Source organism: Microbacterium sp. NPDC008134 (genome assembly GCF_042957055.1).
Lineage (GTDB): Bacteria > Actinomycetota > Actinomycetes > Actinomycetales > Microbacteriaceae > Microbacterium.
The window spans coordinates 175,382-194,168 of record NZ_JBIBHO010000001.1; the positions used below are offsets into that span (position 1 = coordinate 175,382).

Consider the following 18,787-nt stretch of genomic DNA (forward strand, 5'->3'; position numbering starts at 1 on the left):
GATTGCAAAGGAGCAAGTATGCGAGTCGCGGCCTATTACTCGATTAACCCGAGCGACCCGGACGTTCACCACGTCTACGACGACTGTGTGAGCGGGAAGCAGATCCCGCCGTACAACCGGCGCTCCGGCACCAACGGATATCGGATGTGCGACCACTGCGCCGAACGTTGACGCGATGTGGTGGGGCGCGGATTGCGCCCCACCACATTGATCTCGTTTACAGTCCTCGTCCGGCTGGTAGGCGATGGAAGCTCTCTCCATTGGCGAGCTTCCGCGCGGCTTCCCGCGCGGCATCGTGCCGACGTTTCCGCAGACGGTAGTAGAGCGAGGCGGCAATGCGACGCGCTTCAGGCGCGGGGTTGCCTGCGAGGGCGATGGAAGCATTGGCCGCGAGGGCGGTGAGTTCATCGTGGGCTTCAGCCGACGACCCCGTCCTCGGATCGTACGCGTGCAGTACCTCTCGAGCCAGTTCCTCTGCGGGATCGAAGAGTGCCTTGGAACGAAAGCTGATGACGAGTTGAGCGGCTAGAAGGAGTGGCGCGAACACCGGCGCGATGAAGAGGAAAAGGATGTCGGTCAGATAGTCCGTGACTATGGACGGCCAGAAGTAATAGTGGCGCGGTTCGTCCTCTGGATCCCGCCTGTGACCTCGGATGAAAGCGAGCGCGCATGCATATGCGGCAGGAACTGCCGCCAGCATGAGGATCCAGGCTACGGGAGCGAGCGATCCTTCGATCTCGCACGCGATTGCCGCAGACACTAAAGCGACGGTGCGAAGGCCTGAGAAGGAGCGGCTACGAACAGCAGAGACACACGTCACTACAGAGATGACCAGCAATGGCGCAGCGAGCCACGCGCGCGCCGGATCGACTACCCAGACGATGCTCCCACTGAGCCACTCAGGCGGAGCCATGCCGAGCGAGCCGAAGAAATCCTCGAGCCCGGAGAGAGGTCCTCCGGCCCAGCTGGGAGGTTCCGTCATGTTCCAAATGGGTGAAGTCCAGAACCAGATGCTGAGCCAAGAGATCACCACCCATTCGACCAAGGTGTCCCAGCGGATTCCGAAGAGAGCGTTGACCTCAGCGCGGATGGTCGTGGCGTCGGGATGCTTTAGATCTGACATCTGTTCCTCGTTTCTGACCGCATCGCGCGGCCACTCACCCTATGCGCCACAACTGACATGGCGAGTGCTTCGGGCGCATGCTCCATGCGTTACGGACCCTTCGACAGGCTCAGGGACCCAGGTGTGCGCAGGGACCGGAGCCGTGCGCCCCGCTGTCAACCCTCCGCACCCCCATCCACCCACCCGCTAACCTGGCCCCACCGACACACCGATCCCGACCGGAGGGGACCCGCATGTCATCCGAAGCCACCACCACGTTCCATTCGAACGCCGACGCCGCGACCACCGCGGCAGCCGTGCAGAAGACGCTCGCCGACACGAAGGCGAAGGTGCTCGGGCAGAGCCCCGACGGCACGCAGATCGACTTCCAGACCCGCAAGACCATGCTCAACTGGGAGCTCATCGGACGCGCGACGGTGACGCCCGCGGCATCCGGATCCGACGTGCACCTCTGGCTCAACGTGCACCACAACCGCCCGCCGGCGCTCATGGACGGCGTCAAGAACAAGAAGGCCGTCGAGAAGCTCGCGGGTCAGATTCAGGCGAACCTCGGCTGACGGCATCCACTGTGTCTTTCGTCCAGATCGCCGACGGCCTCGCGATCATGGACGAGGTCGAGCGCATCCGGCGGGGTGAGCGCCGCGGGTCGAACGGGTGTATCGACGTCGAGGTGCACTGGCGCGAGCTGAGCCCGAGGGCGATCGAGCACGATGACGTGACGATCGTGCCGCTCGCGCGGTCGGATGGGTCGTTCGAGAACGACGCCCGCATGGCGTCGCTCGAAAACACCCTGATGCGCGACTTCGTGCACTTCTTCGGCGGTGACGGTTTCCATGCCGAGTCGGTCCTCGACCCCGAAGACGGATACGGCAAGACGCTGAGCAGGCGAGAGCTCGTCACCTTCCCCCGCTACGTCTGGCGCGTGCGCGAGTACGCCGTCACGATCGTGCGCGAGGTCGATCCGCAGGCCTCGGATGCCTCGACCCTCGCCCTGCACGTCTTTCCCGCCGAGTGGCGCTTCCCTCCGGTCGGTAACTCCGAGACGAAGCGTGCCGCTTCGCGTCGCCGCACGATGGAGAAGCGGACACAGCAGGCCGACCTCGATTGGACCTGGCCGGAGGATGCCGGTGGCTGACCGGCATCCGTGTTGCGAGCCGTTCCGCGACGACGACCGCACCGACCCGAACGACGAGCAGCGCGCGGGCCGCGTGCGGATCGTCGAGACGTCCGAGCCCGGCTGGTCGATGACCTACCGCGTCGAATGCACGACCTGCGCCCGCCGCTTCACCGTGAAGCAGATCGACGGCCCGGCGCTGCGGTGGACCTGGGTGCCGCCGGTTGAGAAGCGTAAGCGCGCCTGAATCAGCGCCGCCGCACCCGCAGCCCGAACGCGACCACCGCCAGCGCGATCACCACGATCCCGTACCCGACGCACACCGCCTCGAGCCCGACGACGCCGACGAGCAACCCCGCAACCACCGCCGGAACCCCGAACGCGAGATACGCCAGCACGTAGATCACGGCGAACGTGTCGGCGCGCTCGGTCGCGGGGATCTTCGGCGTGAGCGACGCGACCATTCCCGAGAACGCGGTGCCGAAGCCCATGCCCGTGACGCCCGCGGCGACGAGGTAGAACGCCAGCGACTCCACCGAGAGTGCTGCGAGGGACAGCGCGGTTCCGACGGCGAGGGCCGCGGTGCCGAACAACACCGTGGTGCGAGCGGGCAGCTTGCGAAGAGTGAAAGCCGTCACGGCCCCGACTCCCGCGAGCAGCACGACGCCGAGCCCCTGCCAGATGTGCGCCTCGCCGCCGAGCTCGCCGCGCACGATGTTCGCGCCCAAAGAGAGGAACAGCCCGCCGGTCGCCCAGCCCGCGATGATCGCGGGGGCTCCGCGCCAGAAATCCGAACGGATGCCGGTGGGCACCGACAACCGGAAACTCAACGACGCCCAGACTCCGGGTCGACGCGGCGAGGTCTCGGGGATTGCGAAGAACAGCGCCGCGAGCAGCACGTAGGCGGTGGTGAGCGGCGCGAAGACGTCGAGCAGCGCCTCGCCGGTCCCGTCGAGCAGCAGGCCCGAGAGTAGTGCGCCGGAGGCGAGGCCGATCCCGGGGCTCAAGGAGTTCCAGAGGGCGGCGGCCTTCGGTCGTCCGGCCGGGGCGAAGTCGAGTACCGTCGCCGAGAGCGCCGAGATGAGGAGTCCACTCGCCGCGCCCTGCAGGATGCGGGCGAGGAAGAGGGTGGCGACGGCATCCGCATGCCAGAACAGCACCATGCTGGCGGCGAGCACCAGGAATCCGCCGACCGCCACCGGCCGCCGGCCGATGTGGTCGGAGAGCGATCCGGCCATGAGGAGAGTGAGCAGCAGCGCGACCGCATATACGGCGAACACCGCGCTGATCACGATCGCGTCGAACCCGATCTGCTGCGCGAGCACCGGGTAGAACGGCGACGGCGCGCTCGCGCCCATCATCATCAGGATCTGCGCGACGACCGCGAGCGGGAACCCGATGCGGGAGCGGATGCCGGCAGCCGCCGCACTGGGTCCCTGAGCCTGTCGAAGGGCCCCACCCCGCTGCACCGGCACGGTGATCGACTCGTTACTGGTCATGCGACACTCCTCAACCGTTCGAGATTTATCGAACCATCCGACCGTACTCGCCATCCGTCGATTGTTCAACTATTCTCGAACTATGCCTGGCGATCTTCCGCACCCGCAGCGCTCCGAGATCCAGCTGACCGACGTGCTCTTCGCCCTCAGCGACCCCGAGCGCCTCGCGATCACGCGCCAGCTCGCCGACGGCCCGCTCGACATGGCCGCCTGCCACGCCACCGACCCGAATCTGCCGAAGTCGACCAAGTCGCACTTCATGAAGGTGCTGCGCGAGGCAGGCGTCATCCGTAACGAGCCCGACGGCCGGCGCCGTCGCCTGACCCTGCGCCGCGACGACCTCGACGCGCGGTTCCCGGGACTCCTGGACTCGGTCCTCGCGGAGTAGCCCGACCCGTTGCATCCGCCCCCGACCTCAGCGAGGCTCGATGCATGACCATCAGCGCTGACAGACTCGACGAGTACTTCACCCGCTACGCGGCCGCCCTCACGAACTTCGATGCCGAGGCATCCGCTCGGCTGTGGGCCGAACCCGGCGTGATCGTCGACGACCGTGCGTCGATGGTCGCCGAATCGCGCGAGACCATGGTCGAGGGGCTGACCATGTCATACCCCCTGTACAAGAAGCTCGGACTCGCCTCGGTGCGCCACGAGGTGCTCGACAGCACCGACGTCTCCGAGAAGCTCGCCCTCGTGCGCGTGCGCTTCGTCTTCCTCGATGCGTCCGGCGCGCAGCTCACCGACACGACCAGTTACTACCTGCTGCGCGACGGCGGCTCCGGCCTGCGCGCCACGGTATGCATCGAGACGGATGCCGCCGAGAAGATTCAGGAACTCGCGGCGTCGCGCGGCGTGGAGCTGCCGGGCTGAGTCGCGCGCGGTTCATAACTCCTCAGATCTGGTCGCCGCAGGCGGATGGTTGCGCAGTTCCGGGGCGAATCGCGATGAATCTCCGGAGTTATGCACGCCTGATGGCGACGACGGATGCCGCGGCTCTCGCTCGCGCTAGTCGTCGCCGAGTTTCCCGCTGAGGAACGGCCCCAGGATCGTCGCGCCGATGAGCGCTCCGATCGCGCCCCCGACGCCGAGGCCGAGCCAGAGGTTGTCGCCGAACACCAGGAGCCCGCCCGGTGCGCCCAGCGCGGCGCCGAGGAGGCCGCCGAGCGTGGTGCCCATCGCGGTCGCCCGACGCGGTGCGGTGGGCTCCTGCGGATCATCGGGCTCGCGAGTCATGACGCTACGCGCCGCGGAGCCGCGGCATCCGCCCCGATCTCCGCCCACACCGCATCGAGCGACAGGCCCAGGACCCCGGCGATCGCGGCGATCGTCGAGAAGGCGGGGGTCGCAACGCGTCCGGACTCGATCTTGCGCAGCGTCTCGGGCGAGACTCCGGCGTCGAGCGCCACGCCCAGCATCGACCGCTTGCCCCGCGCGGCGCGCAGGAGGGCGCCGAGGCGCTCGCCGCGTTCGACCTCGGCGGGGGTGAGGGGCAGGCGGACCATCATGGTGCCCATACTAATCCCGGGATAGGATTACCGGGATAGTTATCGGTACGAATCGGAAAGTACGCCATGATCGAGATCCTCACGCCCGACCAGGTCGACCGCGCCCGCGCGACCGGAGCCCTCGTCGGCGACATCCTGCACGCGCTGAAGGCCCGGGCATCCGTCGGCACCAACCTGCTCGACATCGACCGCTGGGCGAAGCAGATGATCGAGGATGCCGGCGCCGAATCCTGCTACGTCGACTACGCCCCCTCGTTCGGCGACGGACCCTTCGGGCACTACATCTGCACCGCCGTGAACGACGCCGTGCTGCACGGCATGCCCCACGACTACACGCTCGCCGACGGCGACCTGCTCACCCTCGACCTCGCCGTCTCGCTGCACGGCATCGCGGCCGACGCGGCGATCAGCTTCATCGTCGGCGCGAAGCGCGACCCCGAGGACGAGCGCCTGATCGAGACGACCGAACGCGCGCTCGCCGCCGGGATCGCCGCGGCGCGCCCCGGCGCGCGCATCGGCGACATCTCGCGCGCGATCGGCACCGTGCTCAAGGCCGAGGGCTACTCCATCAACATGGATTTCGGTGGCCACGGCATCGGTTCGACCATGCACCAGGACCCGCACGTCGCCAACAACGGACGCCCCGGCCGTGGCTACGTGCTCCGCCCGGGGCTGCTGCTCGCGCTCGAGCCGTGGATCATGGCCGACACCGCCGAACTCGTGACGGATGCCGACGGCTGGACCCTGCGCAGCGCCACGGGCGCTCGCACGGCGCACACCGAGCACACGGTCGCGATCACCGAGGACGGGGCTGAGATCCTGACGCTGCCGACGCGGTAGGCCAAGTTTCTCGGGGAGAGGCCCTTCGACAGGCTCAGGGACCCAGTTGGCGGGGCCCTTCGACAGGCTCAGGGACCCATACAGAGCTGGGTTGCTGAGCCTGTCGAAGCATCCCCGCCAAGGAACCGCTACCCCCGCCGCGCGGCCCGCACCTTCCGCGCCGTCCGCCCGGCGAGGTCGCGCACGCGCCCACCGCTCGACCGTCGCAGTTCGACCCCGCCGCCCTCGACCGTCCCGAGCGCCACCGGACTCCCGGCCAGGAACGGCGACGACCCTGCCGAGCCGAGAGTCGAGGCATCCGCCGTCACCGGCACCTCGAACGTCCACCCCGCCTTGCGCACCTTCGCCGTCAGGTGCAACGCGCCCGATTTGCCGCCGAACACGCGCAGAGGATCGATCGCGATCTTCGCCCGTCCGCGGTGATCGAGCTTCGCGGTCGTGAGGCGTCGGTCGTCGTCGGGGCGCTCGCCCGCGAGGAACACCTCGATACTGTCGTTGCCGAGCTCTTTGCCTGCGACGAGCGCGTCGGGCGGCAGCTCGTTCGCGGACTCCAACGGCAGCGACGACAGGCGCCCGCTCTCGGGATCGAACACCAGGGCATCCCGATCGTCACGGGTCACGCGCACCTCGAGGTCGAGATGGAGGCCGCCACCGCGCGACCACTGCGCTTCGGTGATGCTCGCCGTGCAGTCCAGGGCGCTCTCGAACTCGGCGAAGCGCACGAGATCGTCGCGCAGCCCGGCGCGGAGGAGCGCCACCCGGATGCGTCCGGGGAAGGCGAGGCCGCGATCGACTCCCGGCCCGAAACGCCGTTCGACGAGCGGGGTGACGGTGTCGAGCAGGCGGTCGCGGTACTCGGCGGGGTAGCGCAGCATCCGCTTTCCGGCCAGGCGTTTCAGCACCTTGCCGCGCAGCCAGTGTCGCAGCAGCCGATCTCGCAGCGCGCCCGGATCGGTGTTCCGCTCGACGATGTCGAGTACGGCTTCGAGGTGCGGGTAGTACGACTCGGGATCGATGCGCGACGAGCTCGCGCTGCCGGGTTGCTTGACCCAGGCGTAGCAGGGCGTGCTCGCCAGGATCGAGATGGTCGATGCCTTGAAGTACGCCTGCATGACGTAGAGGTGGTCTTCGAGTCGCACGCGGCCGTCGGGAAAGCGGATGCCGTTGCCGCGCAGGAACGCCGTGCGGAAGAGCTTGTGCGGGGTGAGCATCTCGAGGAGCGGATCCGCGCCGACCTTCGCATTCGGAACATCGCGTCGCCAGATGCGCGTGGGGAGGGGTCGTCCGACCCCGACCTCACGGCCGACGACGACGTCGGATCCGTTCGCGTCGGCGTAGTCGCAGAGCGCCTCGAGGGCGGTGTCGAAGAGGTAGTCGTCCTGATCCACGAACTGCACGTACGTGCCCTGGGCGGCGTCGACGCCGGCGTTGCGCGGGGTTCCGGGCCAGCCGGAGTGCGGCAGGTTCAGGATGCGCACGTGCGGGCGATCCTCCGCGATGCGCACGAGGCGCTGCTGGGTCGCCTCATCGGAGCCGTCGTCGCAGAGCAGGATCTCGAACTGGTCGGGGCGCAGGCTCTGCCGGTCGAGCGAGGCGATCAGGTCGCGGAAGCTCTGCCGCGGATTGAAGACGGGCACGATCACACTGACCCGGATGGACGACTTTTGAATTCCGATATACGACGACATTGATGCCAGTGGAACATCTGTGGCTGTGCCGCGCACCGGGATTGCATTTCCGCCGGGCGTGTGGTGCTTCGCCGGGGTGGGGCCCTTCGGCAGGCTCAGGGACCCAGTCGTGCGGGGTGGGGCCCTTCGACAGGCTCAGGGACCCAGTGGCTCGCCGCAGGAGCCCGGTCGCTCGAGGCACTCAGCCCTGGGGCGCTGAGCCTGTCGAAGCGTCGCAGGGCGGCCTCACGGCGCAGGCGGTGCCGGAGGAGCGTCGGGACCAGGCGGCGCCTCTGCCGAAGCATCCGCCTCCCGGGTCTTCTTCTTCTGCGCGTCGAACGCGACCCCGATCGCGATGCCGATCGACATGCCGAGGCCCGTGCCGAGGCCGATGTTGTCGAAGAGCAGCAGGCCGGCCAGCATGCCGAAGGACAGGCCGAGGGCGATGCCCATGACGAGGCCGTTCTGGGTCTCCTTCTCCGGCTTCTCTTTCGGATCTGTCATGTCTTCGACGGTACGGATGCGGGCGAGCGGGCGCATCCCCCGCGCGGGGGACCCTTCGACAGGCTCAGGGACCCAGAGTTCCCACCCCACTTCCAGGCTGAACGATATATCGTTGAGTATCGTTCACCACCCCATCTGGAGGTCATCATGAACAACGCATTCCCCTTCGGCGGAACCGGCAGCAGCGGCAACAGCTCCGACAACCCGCTCGGCAACATCTTCGGAACCGGCGGCCTCGGCGGCCCGAACGGTCCGGCCGGCGCCCTCTTCGACGCCTTCGATCAGCTGCGCAAGTCGTTCGACCAGCAGCGTCCCTCCGGCGGCAGCCGCATGGCTCGCGGCGACGTGCGCGCGGCGGTGCTCTCGCTTCTCGCCGAGCGCCCGATGCACGGCTACCAGATCATCAACGAGATCTCCGAGCGCAGCGGCGGATCGTGGAAGCCGAGCGCCGGCTCGGTGTACCCGACGCTCCAGCTGCTCGCCGACGAGGGCCTGATCGCGGCCGATGAGCAGAACGGTCGTAAGACCTACTCGCTCACCGAGGCCGGTCGCGCCGTCGCCGATGAGACGACCGAGACCAAGGCGCCGTGGGTCGCGAGCGACGGCAACAGCAAGCGCAACGATCCTCGTTTCCACGCCCTGCCCAAGGCCGGCGTCGACCTCGCCGCCGCCGCAGCCCAGGTCGGCCGTAGCGGATCCGCCGAGCAGGTGCAGGCCGCGATCGACGTGCTCGACGACGCCCGCCGTAAGCTGTACAGCATCCTCGCGCAGGACTGATCCGGCCGGGATGACGCGCTTCTCCCCGCCCGGTCGCCGGGTGGGCTTTCCCGACGACGGCGGAGGAAGAACACGATGACGGATGCCCCGGCGCAGAGCGCCCACCGCGCTCGCTACCGTCGCATCATCTCCTTCGCCGCGCGCGAATTCGTGAAGATCTGGTGGTTCGAGCTCGTGCTGCCGAAGTTCGGCATGAGCGGCGTCTCGGAGCGCACGCGCGCCCCGCGCATGCAGAAGTTCGCGCGCCGTTTCCACGGGCTGGCGGTCGAGCTCGGCGGGCTCATGATCAAGGTCGGCCAGTTCATGTCATCGCGCCTCGACGTGCTGCCGCCCGAGATCACCGCCGAGCTCGCCGGGCTGCAGGACGAGGTGCCCGCCGTACCGTTCCCTGCGATCCGGGCGCTCGCGGAGGCTGAACTCGGCATCCCGCTCGAGCGCGCGTTCGCCTGGGTCGACGAGGCGCCGCTCGCCGCGGCATCCCTCGGTCAGGCCCACCGGGCCACGCTGTCGGAGCAGGATGCCGCCGACACCGGCCTCGACACCGTCGTGATCAAGGTGCAGCGCCCGGGCATCGACGGCATCGTCGCGACCGACCTGTCGGCGCTCCGCCGGGTCGGGAAGTGGCTCACCCGGGTGCGCATAGTGTCGGACCGGGTGGATGCTCCCGCCCTCGTCGAGGAGTTCGCGGCCACGAGCCTCGAGGAGATCGACTACCTGCACGAAGCGGCATCCGCCGAGCGTTTCCGGGAGGCCTTCGCCGACGACCCGCGCGTCGATGCCCCCGAGATCGTCTGGGAGCGCTCGACCCGCCGCGTGCTGACGCTGTCGGACGTCACGGCCATCAAGATCAACGACACCGACGCGCTGCGCGCCGTCGGCATCGACCCCGCGCAGGTCGCCGAGGTGTTCGCCGAGGTCATGTTCGACCAGGTGTTCACGCACGGTTTCGTGCACGCCGACCCGCACCCCGGCAACATGTTCGTGACGCCGCGGGCGCCGGGAGCGGATGCCGGTGCACCCCCGTGGCACCTGACCTTCATCGACTTCGGCATGATGGCCGAGGTCCCGGCGAACCTGCGGGCCGGCCTGCGGACCCTGCTGATCGCGGTGACCGCGCGGGACAGCCGCGGGCTCGTCACGGCCGCGAAGGAGATCGGGGTGCTGCTGCCCTCGGCCGACACCGGCGAGCTCGAACGTGCCCTCACCGCCCTGTTCGCGCGGTTCGGCGGAATGGGGTTCGCGGAGCTGGCGAAGGTCGACCCGCGCGAGTTCGCCGACTTCGCCGACGAGTTCGGCGACATGGTGCGTCGGCTGCCGCTGCAGCTTCCCGAGCACCTGTTGCTGCTGATCCGCGCGGTCTCGCTCACTTCGGGCATGTGCAGCGCACTCGACCCGACCTTCAACGTGTGGGATGCCGCCGAGCCCTACGCCAACCGCCTGCTGCGCGACGAGAGCGGCAACCTCGTGCAGGACTTCGCCCAGCGCGCCATGAAGACCGCCGGCATCACGATGCGCCTGCCCGACAAGATCGACGCGATCATCACCCGCGTCGACGACGGCAATGTCACCTTCGACACCTCGCGCCTCGAGCGGCGGCTGGACCGGCTCGAGGGCATCGCCCGCCGGATCGGGTCGGGCGTGCTGTTCGCCGCGATGCTCGTCGGCGGGGCTCTGCTCGTCGAACCGGTGCCCGGTCTGGGCTACGCATTGCTCTGGGCATCCGCTCTGCCGCTGCTGCACTCGGTCTTCGGCGGGTTCTTCCGGCGGTAGGCGCGGGGTGCCCTGCGACGCTTCGACAGGCTCAGCGACCCAGGCCGGAGCTTCGGTGTCGCTGAACTCGATTCCTGAGCGAGCGAAGCGAGACGAAGGGCCGCCCCGCGCAAGCCCCCCGTCCCTATGAACCCGCCGTGAGAGAATCGATGTCCATGGAGACACCCGACCAGAAGCCTCCCCGCACCACCGCCACCAACATCGTGCCCAAGGCCACGGAGACGGGCCGCAAGATCGTCCGCGATATCTCGGCTGTTCCGCCGCGCGGACTGCACCCCGCGCTGATCCCCGGAGTATCGGTCGAGGAGACCGGTCGCACCTACCGCACCGACCGCCTCGTGTTCGGCGTCGCGCTCGCCGCGACCGTGGCGTTCATCGCCTGGGGCGTGCTCGCGGGCGACAACCTCTCGGGCACCGCCAGCACCGTGCTCGCCTGGGTGACCGAGTACTTCGGCTTCTTCTTCACGACGATCGCCACCGTCATCCTCGTGTTCATGCTGTTCGTCGGCTTCAGCAAGTACGGGCGCATCCCGCTCGGCCGCGACGACGAGGAACCCGAGTTCTCGATGTTCTCGTGGATCTCGATGCTCTTCGCCGCGGGCATGGGCATCGGCCTGGTGTTCTGGGGTGCCGCTGAGCCGCTGACGTTCTTCGAGACCCCGCCGCCCGGCACCGTCGAGGCGAGCACCCTCGAGGCCATGCACACCGCGCAGGCCCAGGTGCTCTACCACTGGGGTCCACAGGCCTGGGCGTTCTACGCGCTCGTCGGAGGCGCGATCGCCTACGGCGCGTTCCGTCGCGGTCGCACCCCGCTGATCTCGTCGATCTTCGCGCCGTTCCTCGGCGAGGGCCGCACGACCGGACCCCTCGGCCGCACGATCGACATCTTCTCGATCATCGTCACCCTCTTCGGCACGGCGGCGTCGCTCGGACTCGGCGCCCTGCAGATCGGACACGGCGTCGAGATCGTCAGCGGCATCGGTGAGGTCGGCAACGGCATCCTCATCGCGGTCATCGCCGTGCTCACCGCCTGCTTCATCGCCTCGGCCGTGTCGGGGGTCTCGAAGGGCATCCGCGCGCTGTCGAACACGAACGCCGTCATGGCACTGGTTCTCGCGTTCTTCGTGTTCTTCGTCGGGCCGTCGATGCTCATCCTCAACGTGATCCCCTCGGTGGCCGTGCAGTTCCTCGGCGACCTGCCGACGATGATCGCCCGCTCGGCGTCGCAAGGCCCCGAGGCCGAGGCGTTCCTCTCCGGCTGGACGATCTTCTACTGGGCGTGGTGGATCTCGTGGTCGCCCTTCGTCGGCATGTTCATCGCCAAGATCTCGCGCGGCCGCTCGCTTCGCCAGTTCGTGTCGGTCGTCATCGTCGTGCCCTCGGCGATCTCACTCGTCTGGTTCGCGATCTTCGGCACGACGGCCATCCAGCAGCAGATGGACGGTGCCGGCCTCATCGTCGACCCGCCCGAGGAAGTGCTCTTCGGCGTGCTCGAGAACCTGCCGTTCCCGTTGATCACCAGCATCCTGCTGATCCTGTTGATCTCGATCTTCTTCATCACGGGCGCCGACTCCGCCTCGCTCGTCATGGGCACCTTGTCACAGCAGGGTCGCCCCGAGCCCTCGCGCTGGGTCACGGTGACCTGGGGTGCGCTCGTCGGCGCGATCGCCGCCGTCGTGCTCGTCTCGGGCGACGAGGGGAGCGGACTGCAGTCGCTGCAGAACGTGACGATCATCGCGGCGCTGCCGTTCGCGGTGATCATGGCGTTCATGATGGTCGCGTTCATGATCGACCTGCGCCGCGACCCCATGATCCTGCGCGACCGGTATGCCCGTGCGGCGGTGCGCCACAGCGTCATGGCCGGTCTCGAGGAGTACGGCGACGACTTCGCCCTCGTGCCCGTCGAGTACGACCACTCCGAGGACGACCTCGCCTGGATCGACGAGGAGACCGTCGACGAGACGCTCTCCGAGGTCTACGAGGCGGCGACGGAGGCGATCGACATCATCCCGCCCGCGGAGGTCGAGGCCGCGGTGGATGCCGCGGTCGATCCCGAGCAGACGGATGCCCCGGAGCGGCCGCGCGTGGACTGATCGGGTGTGTGCGGGGTGGGTGCTTCGACAGGCTCAGCAACCCAGTTTCGACACTGGGTCCCCGAGCCTGTCGAAGGGTCCCGCCGCGCGAAAACCTAGCCGAACAGGCGCGTCAGGCGCACGACCAACAGGCCGACCGAGGTCAGTAGTACGAAGTAGCTGAGCACGAGGCCGAGGATCGCGGCGAGCAGCATCCGTCCGCGGTGACGCACGGCGCGGTGCCCGACGAACACGGCCACCCCGGCGACGACGATCGACACGAGATACCCGACGACACCGCTCGTGAACGTGAGGAACACGATCAGCGCCGCGATTCCGGCCGCCAGGGCGATGAGGTGACGGTACGGGTTGGGCTCGGCGTCGGTCATCCCCGAGCCTATCCAGGCGGATGCCGCCGCCCCTCCCGTTTCGAATCGCTCACTTCGTCGTTTCTCCGGCCGGATTTCTGCAAAGTGAGCGATTCGAAAGCCAAAGGCTACTTCGCACCCTCGGCCGCGCCGGTGATGCGGGCGGCCATGCCGGCGAAGATCGCGCCGTGGAACGGCAGCACCGCGAACCAGTACAGGCGCCCACCGAGCCCACGTGGGAAGAACACCGCGCGCTGCTCGTACCGAGCCCCCGCGCCGTGCGGCAGTGCCCGCAGCTCGAGCCACGCCGATCCCGGCACCTTCATCTCGGCGCGCAGCCGCAGCAGACCGCCACCGGCATCCGAGGCATCCGTCTCGACCCCCGGCTCCTCGACGGCCTCGACGCGCCAGAAGTCGATCGCGTCGCCGACCCGCGCTTCGGTGCGGCTGCGGCGCCCGCGGCGCAGGCCGACGCCGCCGACGAGGCGGTCCATCCACCCGCGCACGGCCCACAGGAACGGCGACGAGTACCACCCGTTGGTGCCGCCGATGCCCTCGATCACGCGCCACAACTGGTCGACGGATGCCTTCGTCTCGAGCGACCGGGCATCGGTGAACACCGTCCGGCCGGCCCAGTCGGGGTCGCTCGGCAGCGGATCGCTCGGAGCGCCCGAGACCTCGGAGTCCTGCCAACTGGTCTCGATCGTGTCGGCATCCGTGCGCCCGATCGCGAGCGCGACGGCCCGACGATACGGCGTCAGCCCGCCAGAGGGCCGCGGGATCAGCTCGTCGACGTCGTGGTTCTTCACGACGCACTCGTTCTGCAGCGAGGCGACGAGCGGCCGAGCGATCGAGCGTGGCACCGGCGTCACCAGGTTCACCCAATGCGAGGCGAGGCCCGGGGTGAGCACGGGCAGGGCGGCGATCGCGCGCTGGGGGAGTCCGGCTTCGACCGCGTAGCCGTTCATCATCTGCCCGTACCGCAGCACGTCGGGCCCACCGATGTCGACCGCACGGTTCACACTCGAATCGACCCGCGCCGCGCCGAGCAGGTAGTGCAGCACGTCACGGATCGCGATCGGCTGGATGTGATTGCGCACCCACTTCGGGGCGGGCATGTACGGCAGCACCTCGGTGAGGTGGCGGATCATCTCGAACGACGCCGATCCCGACCCGATCACGACACCGGCCTGCAGCACGAGTGTGGGCACTCCGGATTCGAGGAACACCTCACCCACCCGCACGCGCGAGCGCAGGTGCGGCGACAGCTTCACGTCGTCGGGATGCAGCCCGCCGAGGTAGACGATGCGGCGCGCTCCGGCCTTCGCCGCGGCATCCGCCACCGTCTGCGCCGCGCGCTCGTCGGCCTCTTCGAAGCCCTTGCCCGCCCCCATCGAGTGGATCAGGTAGTAGACGACGTCGACGTCGCGCATGGCCTCGGCGACGGCATCCGCATCGTCGGCCGAGCCCTCGACGATCTCGCAGTCGGCACCCCAGGGGAAGGATGCCGCGCGCGCCGCGTCTCTGGCCAGCACCCGCACCCGGTACCCGGCGTTCAGCAGGCGCGGTGTCAGGCGTCCGCCGATGTAACCGGTGGCGCCGAGCACCAGCGCGACGGGGGCGCTGCCGTCGTCGCGGGGGGTCGCGCGAAGGTCGTCTTCACGTCCGGTGGGCTGCGTGAGTTCGGTCATGCGTCGAGCGTAGGTCGGACGGGCCGGTACTTCACTAGGCTGGCGCTTCACTAGTCAATCTAGTAATCTTTCGGCGGAGGAGAGTGGTCATCATGTCCCGCAGTGCGGAGAACGCCGTCACAAAGCTCGATCACCGCGCCCGCGCGCAGCCCATCGACCTCACGCCCGTCTCAGCCCGAACGGCCGTCGGCAGATACTCGGGCATCGCGAAATCCCCCCGCCGCACGACGCCGCTGTGGCAGAGCGCGGGCATCGTAGGTCTCATCGCGCTCGTCGCCGCCGGCTCGCTCCCGCTGGTCGCCGACCTGCTGTCGGTCGCGAGCTGAGACGAGAACCCATCGATTCCGCGGTGACCCACCGCGGCCGCTCTCGATGAGGAGTGCGCAGTGAGAGTTCGGGGAGGCGATGGGGTATCGCCTCCCCGACACCTGCCCCCGGCATCCTGCCCCGGGCGCCGCACCTCCGGGTGCAGAAAGTGAGAACGACATGTCCGATCCCGTGAAGAGCGAATCCCTCTGGCAGCGGCTGTGGCGCAGGTTCCGCCCCGCGCCCACTGAGCCGCGACGCCTCACGGTCGACGACGTGACGGTGGTCGACCGCCCCATGCTCCGTCGCGCGGTCGCCGGTACCGTAGTCGGCAACCTCATGGAGTGGTACGACATCGGCGTCTACGGCTACCTGGCGGTGATCATCGGGCGGGCGTTCCTGCCGGATGCCGAACCCGGGGCGCAGTCGCTCTTCTCGCTCGGTGTGTTCGCCGTGACGTTCGTCGCCCGCCCGCTCGGCGGCATCGTGCTCGGCCAGCTCGGTGATCGGATGGGTCGCCAGCGCGTGCTCGCGTTCACGCTGATCATGATGGCCGCCGCGACGTTCCTCATCGGCGTGCTACCGGATTTCTCGGTCATCGGCGTCTGGGCGCCGATCCTGCTGATCGTGCTCAAGCTCGCCCAGGGCTTCTCGACGGGCGGCGAGTATGCCGGTGCGACCACCTTCATCACCGAGTACGCGCCTGACAAGCGCCGCGGGTTCTACGCCTCGCTGCTCGACCTCGGCTCGTACATGGGCTTCGCGATCGGTGCCGCGTTCGTCTCGATCCTCCAGCTCACGCTGTCGGCCGACGTCATGCAGGGCTTCGCTTGGCGCATCCCGTTCCTGGTGGCGCTGCCGCTCGGACTCATCGCCATCTACTTCCGGCTCAAGATCGAAGACACGCCCGCCTTCCAGGAGGCGCAGGATGCCGCGGCCCGCGCCGCCGACGAGGCGCAGGCGGCGGCCGACGCCCCCAAGGGCGTCATCGCCCTCATCCGCGCGTACTGGCGCGAACTGCTCACGGCGTTCGTGCTCGTCGCCGCGGCGAACACCGTCGGCTACGCGCTCACCTCGTACATGCCGACGTATCTCACCGGAACCCTTGGCTACGACGAGGTGCACGGCACGCTGCTGACCCTGCCGGTGCTCGTGGCGATGGCCCTCTGCATCCCGCTCACGGGGCGTCTCTCCGATCGCATCGGCCGCAAGAAGGTGCTGTTCATCGGCTCGGTCTCGGCGATCGTGCTCGCGGTGCCCGCGTTCCTGTTCATGATGCACGGCGCGATCTGGTCGACCGTACTCGGGCTCGTACTGCTCGCGTTCCCGGTGACGTTCTACGTCGCCAACCTCGCCTCGTCGCTGCCGGCCCTCTTCCCGACGTCGTCGCGCTACGGCGGCATGGGCATTTCGTACAACCTCGCCGTGGCACTCTTCGCCGGTACCGCGCCGGTCGTGATGGAAGCGCTCGTGCAGATGACGGGCTCGTCGCTGGCGCCCGCGTTCTACGTGATCGGCACGTCGATCGCCGGGTTCGTCGCGGTGGTGGTGCTCAAGGAGTCGGCACGGCGCCCGCTTCCGGGGGCGATGCCGAGCGTGCAGACCGAGGAGGAGGCGATCGCTCTCGTCGAGGGGCAGGACGACAACCCCGACCTCGATCTCGACGAGCTCTTCCCTGAGCGGGTGGAGCAGGCGGCGGATGCTGACGGGGCCGAGCCTGCCGAACCGGCCGAACCCGAGAAGGTCTGAGGCGGGGCGGGCGGCTACTCGCCCGCCGCTCCCTCTTCCTGCGCCTCTTCGTGATCGCGGATCACGTCGCGCAGCTCCTGGTCGAGATCGGCGGCCTCTTCGATCGCCGACGTCATGCCGGCGAGGAAGCGAGTGACCACCGCGCGCTCCTTGTCGGACATCTCGTCGACGAGCGACAGCATCCGTCGGTGCATCGCGCCCAACGTCTGGCGCACCTCGTCGTCGCTGCTCACGGTCGGAACCACGATGCCGGCGCGACGGTCGGTCGGGTGCGCCTCACGACGGACGTGGCCGCCCTTCTCGAGGCGGTCGATGAGGGTGGTGGTGGATGCCGTGGAGATCTGCAGCATGCGGGCGATGTCGATGGAGCGCACGATGCGGCCGGCGCGCTGCTCGCGCAGCAGGAAGCGCAGGGCGACCAGATCGGTCTCGTTCATGCGCATCGACGCGCGGGTGCGTGCGCGCATCGCGGTCTCGGCGGAGCGGTAGCGGCGCAGCAGGTTGAGCACGTCGACCGTGCTGGCGGAGTCGGCGTCGGGGTACCAGTAGCCGGAGCGGCCGAATTCTTCGGAGTTCTCCATCACGCCACCACCTCGTCGTCGCCCGCGATCGTCTGCTCGCTCTCCAGCATCTCGATCACGCCGGTCTCGACCTCTGCGGGAACGATGCGCAGGAGCCCACCGGTGATCGCGTCGTTCTCGGCGGCGGCGATCTGCTCGAGCCGCCATAGGGGCACGGTGGGGAAGCGCTCGCGCAGGCGCTCGAGCATCTCGGAATACAGGATGTATCCCGCCTCGTCGAGCGTGAATCGGTCGGCCATGGGGTCCCTTCCAGTGGCGGTATTCCATCCTCTCACCCGGAACACCCCTGATCGGCCATTGAAAATCGCTAGCCCACCTTGTTACCTGGGTGTCTTGTAGCATGGAGGTGTCAGGGGGTGACGAACATGATGAACGAGACGGCCACGATCACGTCGGTGCTGGTGCACTGCGTCGACGAGTTCCGTCGTGTCGATGCGCAGCTCGCCCGGCGTCAGGCGGCCAAGCGCGAGCCGAACGACACCGATCGCGTCGCGATGCGATTCATCACGGATGCTCCCACCGACGCTCCGGTGACGCCCGGCGACCTCGCTGCGCACCTCAGCGTGAGCACGGCCGCGATCACCAGCGTGATCCGCCGCCTGCAGGAACGCGGGCAGATCGTCGTCGCTGCGCATCCGGCGGACGCTCGGTCGAAGGTCCTCCGGCCGTCGCTGCGCGACCTCAACTCTCCGGCCGACGAGCTCACGCAGCGCATCGAATCGATCTCGAGCGAGTTCACGCCCGAGCAGACCGAGACGGTGGCTCGTTTCCTTCGCCGTTTGACCGAAGAGATCTCGGATCTGACGTAGAACCGGTAAATCCGAGTTGGCAAAGTAACTAGGTAACCTAGTAAAGTAAATCCCACGCAGTCTCGATTACGAGGAGAGCAGCATGGGACATCTGACCTACGGCAACACCGACGCAGCGATCGAAGTCGCGGACGCATTGCTCGTGCACTTGCGCGCCGTGACGGTCACGAAGCTGAGACGCAACGAGTCGTTCGCGCTCACTGTCCCCACCTGCGACGGATCGGTGCAGACCCTCTGGGTGCACGCGTCCATCCCCCTCCGGTTCTCGTTCGAGGGTGACCCGCAGCTGCACCGTCCGCTGCTCGCGAAGATGATGGAGGCCGCGAACTCGGCGAACGGCCTCGACCTCTCGCGCGACGAGTACACCGAGTCGCTCGAGCAGGCCCGCGAACTCCAGGCTGTGAGCGCCTGA

General features: G+C 68.4%; 23 protein-coding genes. 13 read left to right on the forward strand and 10 right to left on the reverse strand.

Going from position 1 to position 18,787, the window contains the following annotated elements; translation table 11 throughout:
• Positions 1-217: 217 nt before the first annotated feature.
• Positions 218-1,123, reverse strand: a complete 906-nt coding sequence (locus ACFY9N_RS00865; RefSeq protein WP_391476290.1) for a hypothetical protein — start codon at positions 1,121-1,123, stop codon at positions 218-220.
• Between the two features lie 233 nt (positions 1,124-1,356).
• Between ACFY9N_RS00865 and ACFY9N_RS00870 the strand changes: the two genes are divergently transcribed.
• Genes ACFY9N_RS00870 through ACFY9N_RS00880 form a run of 3 tightly spaced genes read left to right on the forward strand, consistent with a single transcriptional unit; the run spans position 1,357 to position 2,484 of the window.
• Positions 1,357-1,680 carry a hypothetical protein gene (locus ACFY9N_RS00870; RefSeq protein ID WP_391476291.1) on the forward strand — a complete coding sequence of 108 codons (324 nt, stop codon included), beginning with the start codon at positions 1,357-1,359 and terminating at the stop codon, positions 1,678-1,680.
• A gap of 11 nt (positions 1,681-1,691) precedes the next feature.
• The gene (locus ACFY9N_RS00875) at positions 1,692-2,258 is read left to right on the forward strand and encodes a hypothetical protein (RefSeq protein ID WP_391476293.1); all 567 of its coding nucleotides are present in this window, start codon (positions 1,692-1,694) and stop codon (positions 2,256-2,258) included.
• Positions 2,251-2,484: a hypothetical protein gene (locus ACFY9N_RS00880; protein WP_391476294.1), complete on the forward strand. Its 234-nt coding sequence runs from the start codon at positions 2,251-2,253 to the stop codon at positions 2,482-2,484. The genes ACFY9N_RS00875 and ACFY9N_RS00880 overlap by 8 nt, the downstream gene beginning before the upstream one ends.
• A 1-nt stretch (position 2,485) precedes the next feature.
• On the opposite strand, the gene ACFY9N_RS00885 is transcribed toward ACFY9N_RS00880, so the two are convergent.
• Positions 2,486-3,736: an MFS transporter gene (locus ACFY9N_RS00885; protein WP_391476296.1), complete on the reverse strand. Its 1,251-nt coding sequence runs from the start codon at positions 3,734-3,736 to the stop codon at positions 2,486-2,488.
• Positions 3,737-3,818: 82 nt separating this feature from the next.
• Here ACFY9N_RS00885 and ACFY9N_RS00890 point away from each other — a divergent pair, with 82 nt between their 5' ends.
• A complete protein-coding gene (locus ACFY9N_RS00890; protein ID WP_391476298.1) occupies positions 3,819-4,124 on the forward strand; it encodes an ArsR/SmtB family transcription factor in 306 nt (101 codons plus the stop codon).
• 44 nt (positions 4,125-4,168) lie between these two features.
• Entirely contained in the window at positions 4,169-4,606 is a 438-nt protein-coding gene (locus ACFY9N_RS00895) for a hypothetical protein (RefSeq protein WP_391476299.1), read from the forward strand.
• 135 nt (positions 4,607-4,741) lie between these two features.
• On the opposite strand, the gene ACFY9N_RS00900 is transcribed toward ACFY9N_RS00895, so the two are convergent.
• Both ACFY9N_RS00900 and ACFY9N_RS00905 read right to left on the reverse strand, forming a co-directional pair.
• Positions 4,742-4,969 (reverse strand): hypothetical protein, encoded by a 228-nt coding sequence (locus tag ACFY9N_RS00900; protein WP_391476300.1) that lies wholly within the window; start codon positions 4,967-4,969, stop codon positions 4,742-4,744.
• Positions 4,966-5,238 carry a helix-turn-helix domain-containing protein gene (locus tag ACFY9N_RS00905; protein WP_391478430.1) on the reverse strand — a complete coding sequence of 91 codons (273 nt, stop codon included), beginning with the start codon at positions 5,236-5,238 and terminating at the stop codon, positions 4,966-4,968. The genes ACFY9N_RS00900 and ACFY9N_RS00905 overlap by 4 nt, the downstream gene beginning before the upstream one ends.
• 69 nt (positions 5,239-5,307) lie before the next feature.
• On the opposite strand from ACFY9N_RS00905, the gene map reads away from it, so the two are divergent.
• A complete protein-coding gene (gene map / locus ACFY9N_RS00910) occupies positions 5,308-6,081 on the forward strand; it encodes a type I methionyl aminopeptidase (protein WP_391476301.1) in 774 nt (257 codons plus the stop codon).
• Positions 6,082-6,209: 128 nt separating this feature from the next.
• On the opposite strand, the gene ACFY9N_RS00915 is transcribed toward map, so the two are convergent.
• Positions 6,210-7,769, reverse strand: a complete 1,560-nt coding sequence (locus ACFY9N_RS00915) for a glycosyltransferase family 2 protein (protein WP_391476303.1) — start codon at positions 7,767-7,769, stop codon at positions 6,210-6,212.
• A 225-nt stretch (positions 7,770-7,994) separates the two neighbouring features.
• Positions 7,995-8,252 (reverse strand): hypothetical protein, encoded by a 258-nt coding sequence (locus ACFY9N_RS00920; protein ID WP_391476304.1) that lies wholly within the window; start codon positions 8,250-8,252, stop codon positions 7,995-7,997.
• Between the two features lie 147 nt (positions 8,253-8,399).
• On the opposite strand from ACFY9N_RS00920, the gene ACFY9N_RS00925 reads away from it, so the two are divergent.
• The 3 genes from ACFY9N_RS00925 to ACFY9N_RS00935 all read left to right on the forward strand — a co-directional run bounded on the left by ACFY9N_RS00925 (position 8,400) and on the right by ACFY9N_RS00935 (position 12,892).
• A complete protein-coding gene (locus tag ACFY9N_RS00925; protein ID WP_391476306.1) occupies positions 8,400-9,029 on the forward strand; it encodes a PadR family transcriptional regulator in 630 nt (209 codons plus the stop codon).
• 75 nt (positions 9,030-9,104) lie between these two features.
• Positions 9,105-10,799 (forward strand): ABC1 kinase family protein, encoded by a 1,695-nt coding sequence (locus ACFY9N_RS00930; RefSeq protein WP_391476307.1) that lies wholly within the window; start codon positions 9,105-9,107, stop codon positions 10,797-10,799.
• Between the two features lie 155 nt (positions 10,800-10,954).
• Positions 10,955-12,892 carry a BCCT family transporter gene (locus ACFY9N_RS00935; protein WP_391476308.1) on the forward strand — a complete coding sequence of 646 codons (1,938 nt, stop codon included), beginning with the start codon at positions 10,955-10,957 and terminating at the stop codon, positions 12,890-12,892.
• Positions 12,893-12,987: 95 nt separating this feature from the next.
• Here the strand turns inward: ACFY9N_RS00935 and ACFY9N_RS00940 are convergent, their stop codons facing one another.
• Both ACFY9N_RS00940 and ACFY9N_RS00945 read right to left on the reverse strand, forming a co-directional pair.
• The gene (locus tag ACFY9N_RS00940) at positions 12,988-13,260 is read right to left on the reverse strand and encodes a hypothetical protein (RefSeq protein ID WP_391476309.1); all 273 of its coding nucleotides are present in this window, start codon (positions 13,258-13,260) and stop codon (positions 12,988-12,990) included.
• A 107-nt stretch (positions 13,261-13,367) separates the two neighbouring features.
• Entirely contained in the window at positions 13,368-14,930 is a 1,563-nt protein-coding gene (locus tag ACFY9N_RS00945; protein ID WP_391476310.1) for an SDR family oxidoreductase, read from the reverse strand.
• Positions 14,931-15,022: 92 nt separating this feature from the next.
• Between ACFY9N_RS00945 and ACFY9N_RS00950 the strand changes: the two genes are divergently transcribed.
• Entirely contained in the window at positions 15,023-15,256 is a 234-nt protein-coding gene (locus tag ACFY9N_RS00950) for a hypothetical protein (RefSeq protein WP_391476312.1), read from the forward strand.
• A 160-nt stretch (positions 15,257-15,416) separates the two neighbouring features.
• Entirely contained in the window at positions 15,417-16,985 is a 1,569-nt protein-coding gene (locus ACFY9N_RS00955; RefSeq protein WP_391476313.1) for an MFS transporter, read from the forward strand.
• Positions 16,986-16,999: 14 nt separating this feature from the next.
• Here ACFY9N_RS00955 and ACFY9N_RS00960 read toward each other — a convergent pair whose 3' ends face one another.
• The gene (locus tag ACFY9N_RS00960; RefSeq protein ID WP_391476314.1) at positions 17,000-17,566 is read right to left on the reverse strand and encodes a MarR family winged helix-turn-helix transcriptional regulator; all 567 of its coding nucleotides are present in this window, start codon (positions 17,564-17,566) and stop codon (positions 17,000-17,002) included.
• Entirely contained in the window at positions 17,566-17,805 is a 240-nt protein-coding gene (locus ACFY9N_RS00965) for a hypothetical protein (RefSeq protein ID WP_391476316.1), read from the reverse strand. Before ACFY9N_RS00965 ends, ACFY9N_RS00960 begins: the two co-directional genes overlap by 1 nt.
• 126 nt (positions 17,806-17,931) lie before the next feature.
• On the opposite strand from ACFY9N_RS00965, the gene ACFY9N_RS00970 reads away from it, so the two are divergent.
• Positions 17,932-18,375 carry a MarR family winged helix-turn-helix transcriptional regulator gene (locus ACFY9N_RS00970; RefSeq protein ID WP_391478431.1) on the forward strand — a complete coding sequence of 148 codons (444 nt, stop codon included), beginning with the start codon at positions 17,932-17,934 and terminating at the stop codon, positions 18,373-18,375.
• A gap of 82 nt (positions 18,376-18,457) precedes the next feature.
• Positions 18,458-18,787 (forward strand): hypothetical protein, encoded by a 330-nt coding sequence (locus tag ACFY9N_RS00975; protein WP_391476317.1) that lies wholly within the window; start codon positions 18,458-18,460, stop codon positions 18,785-18,787.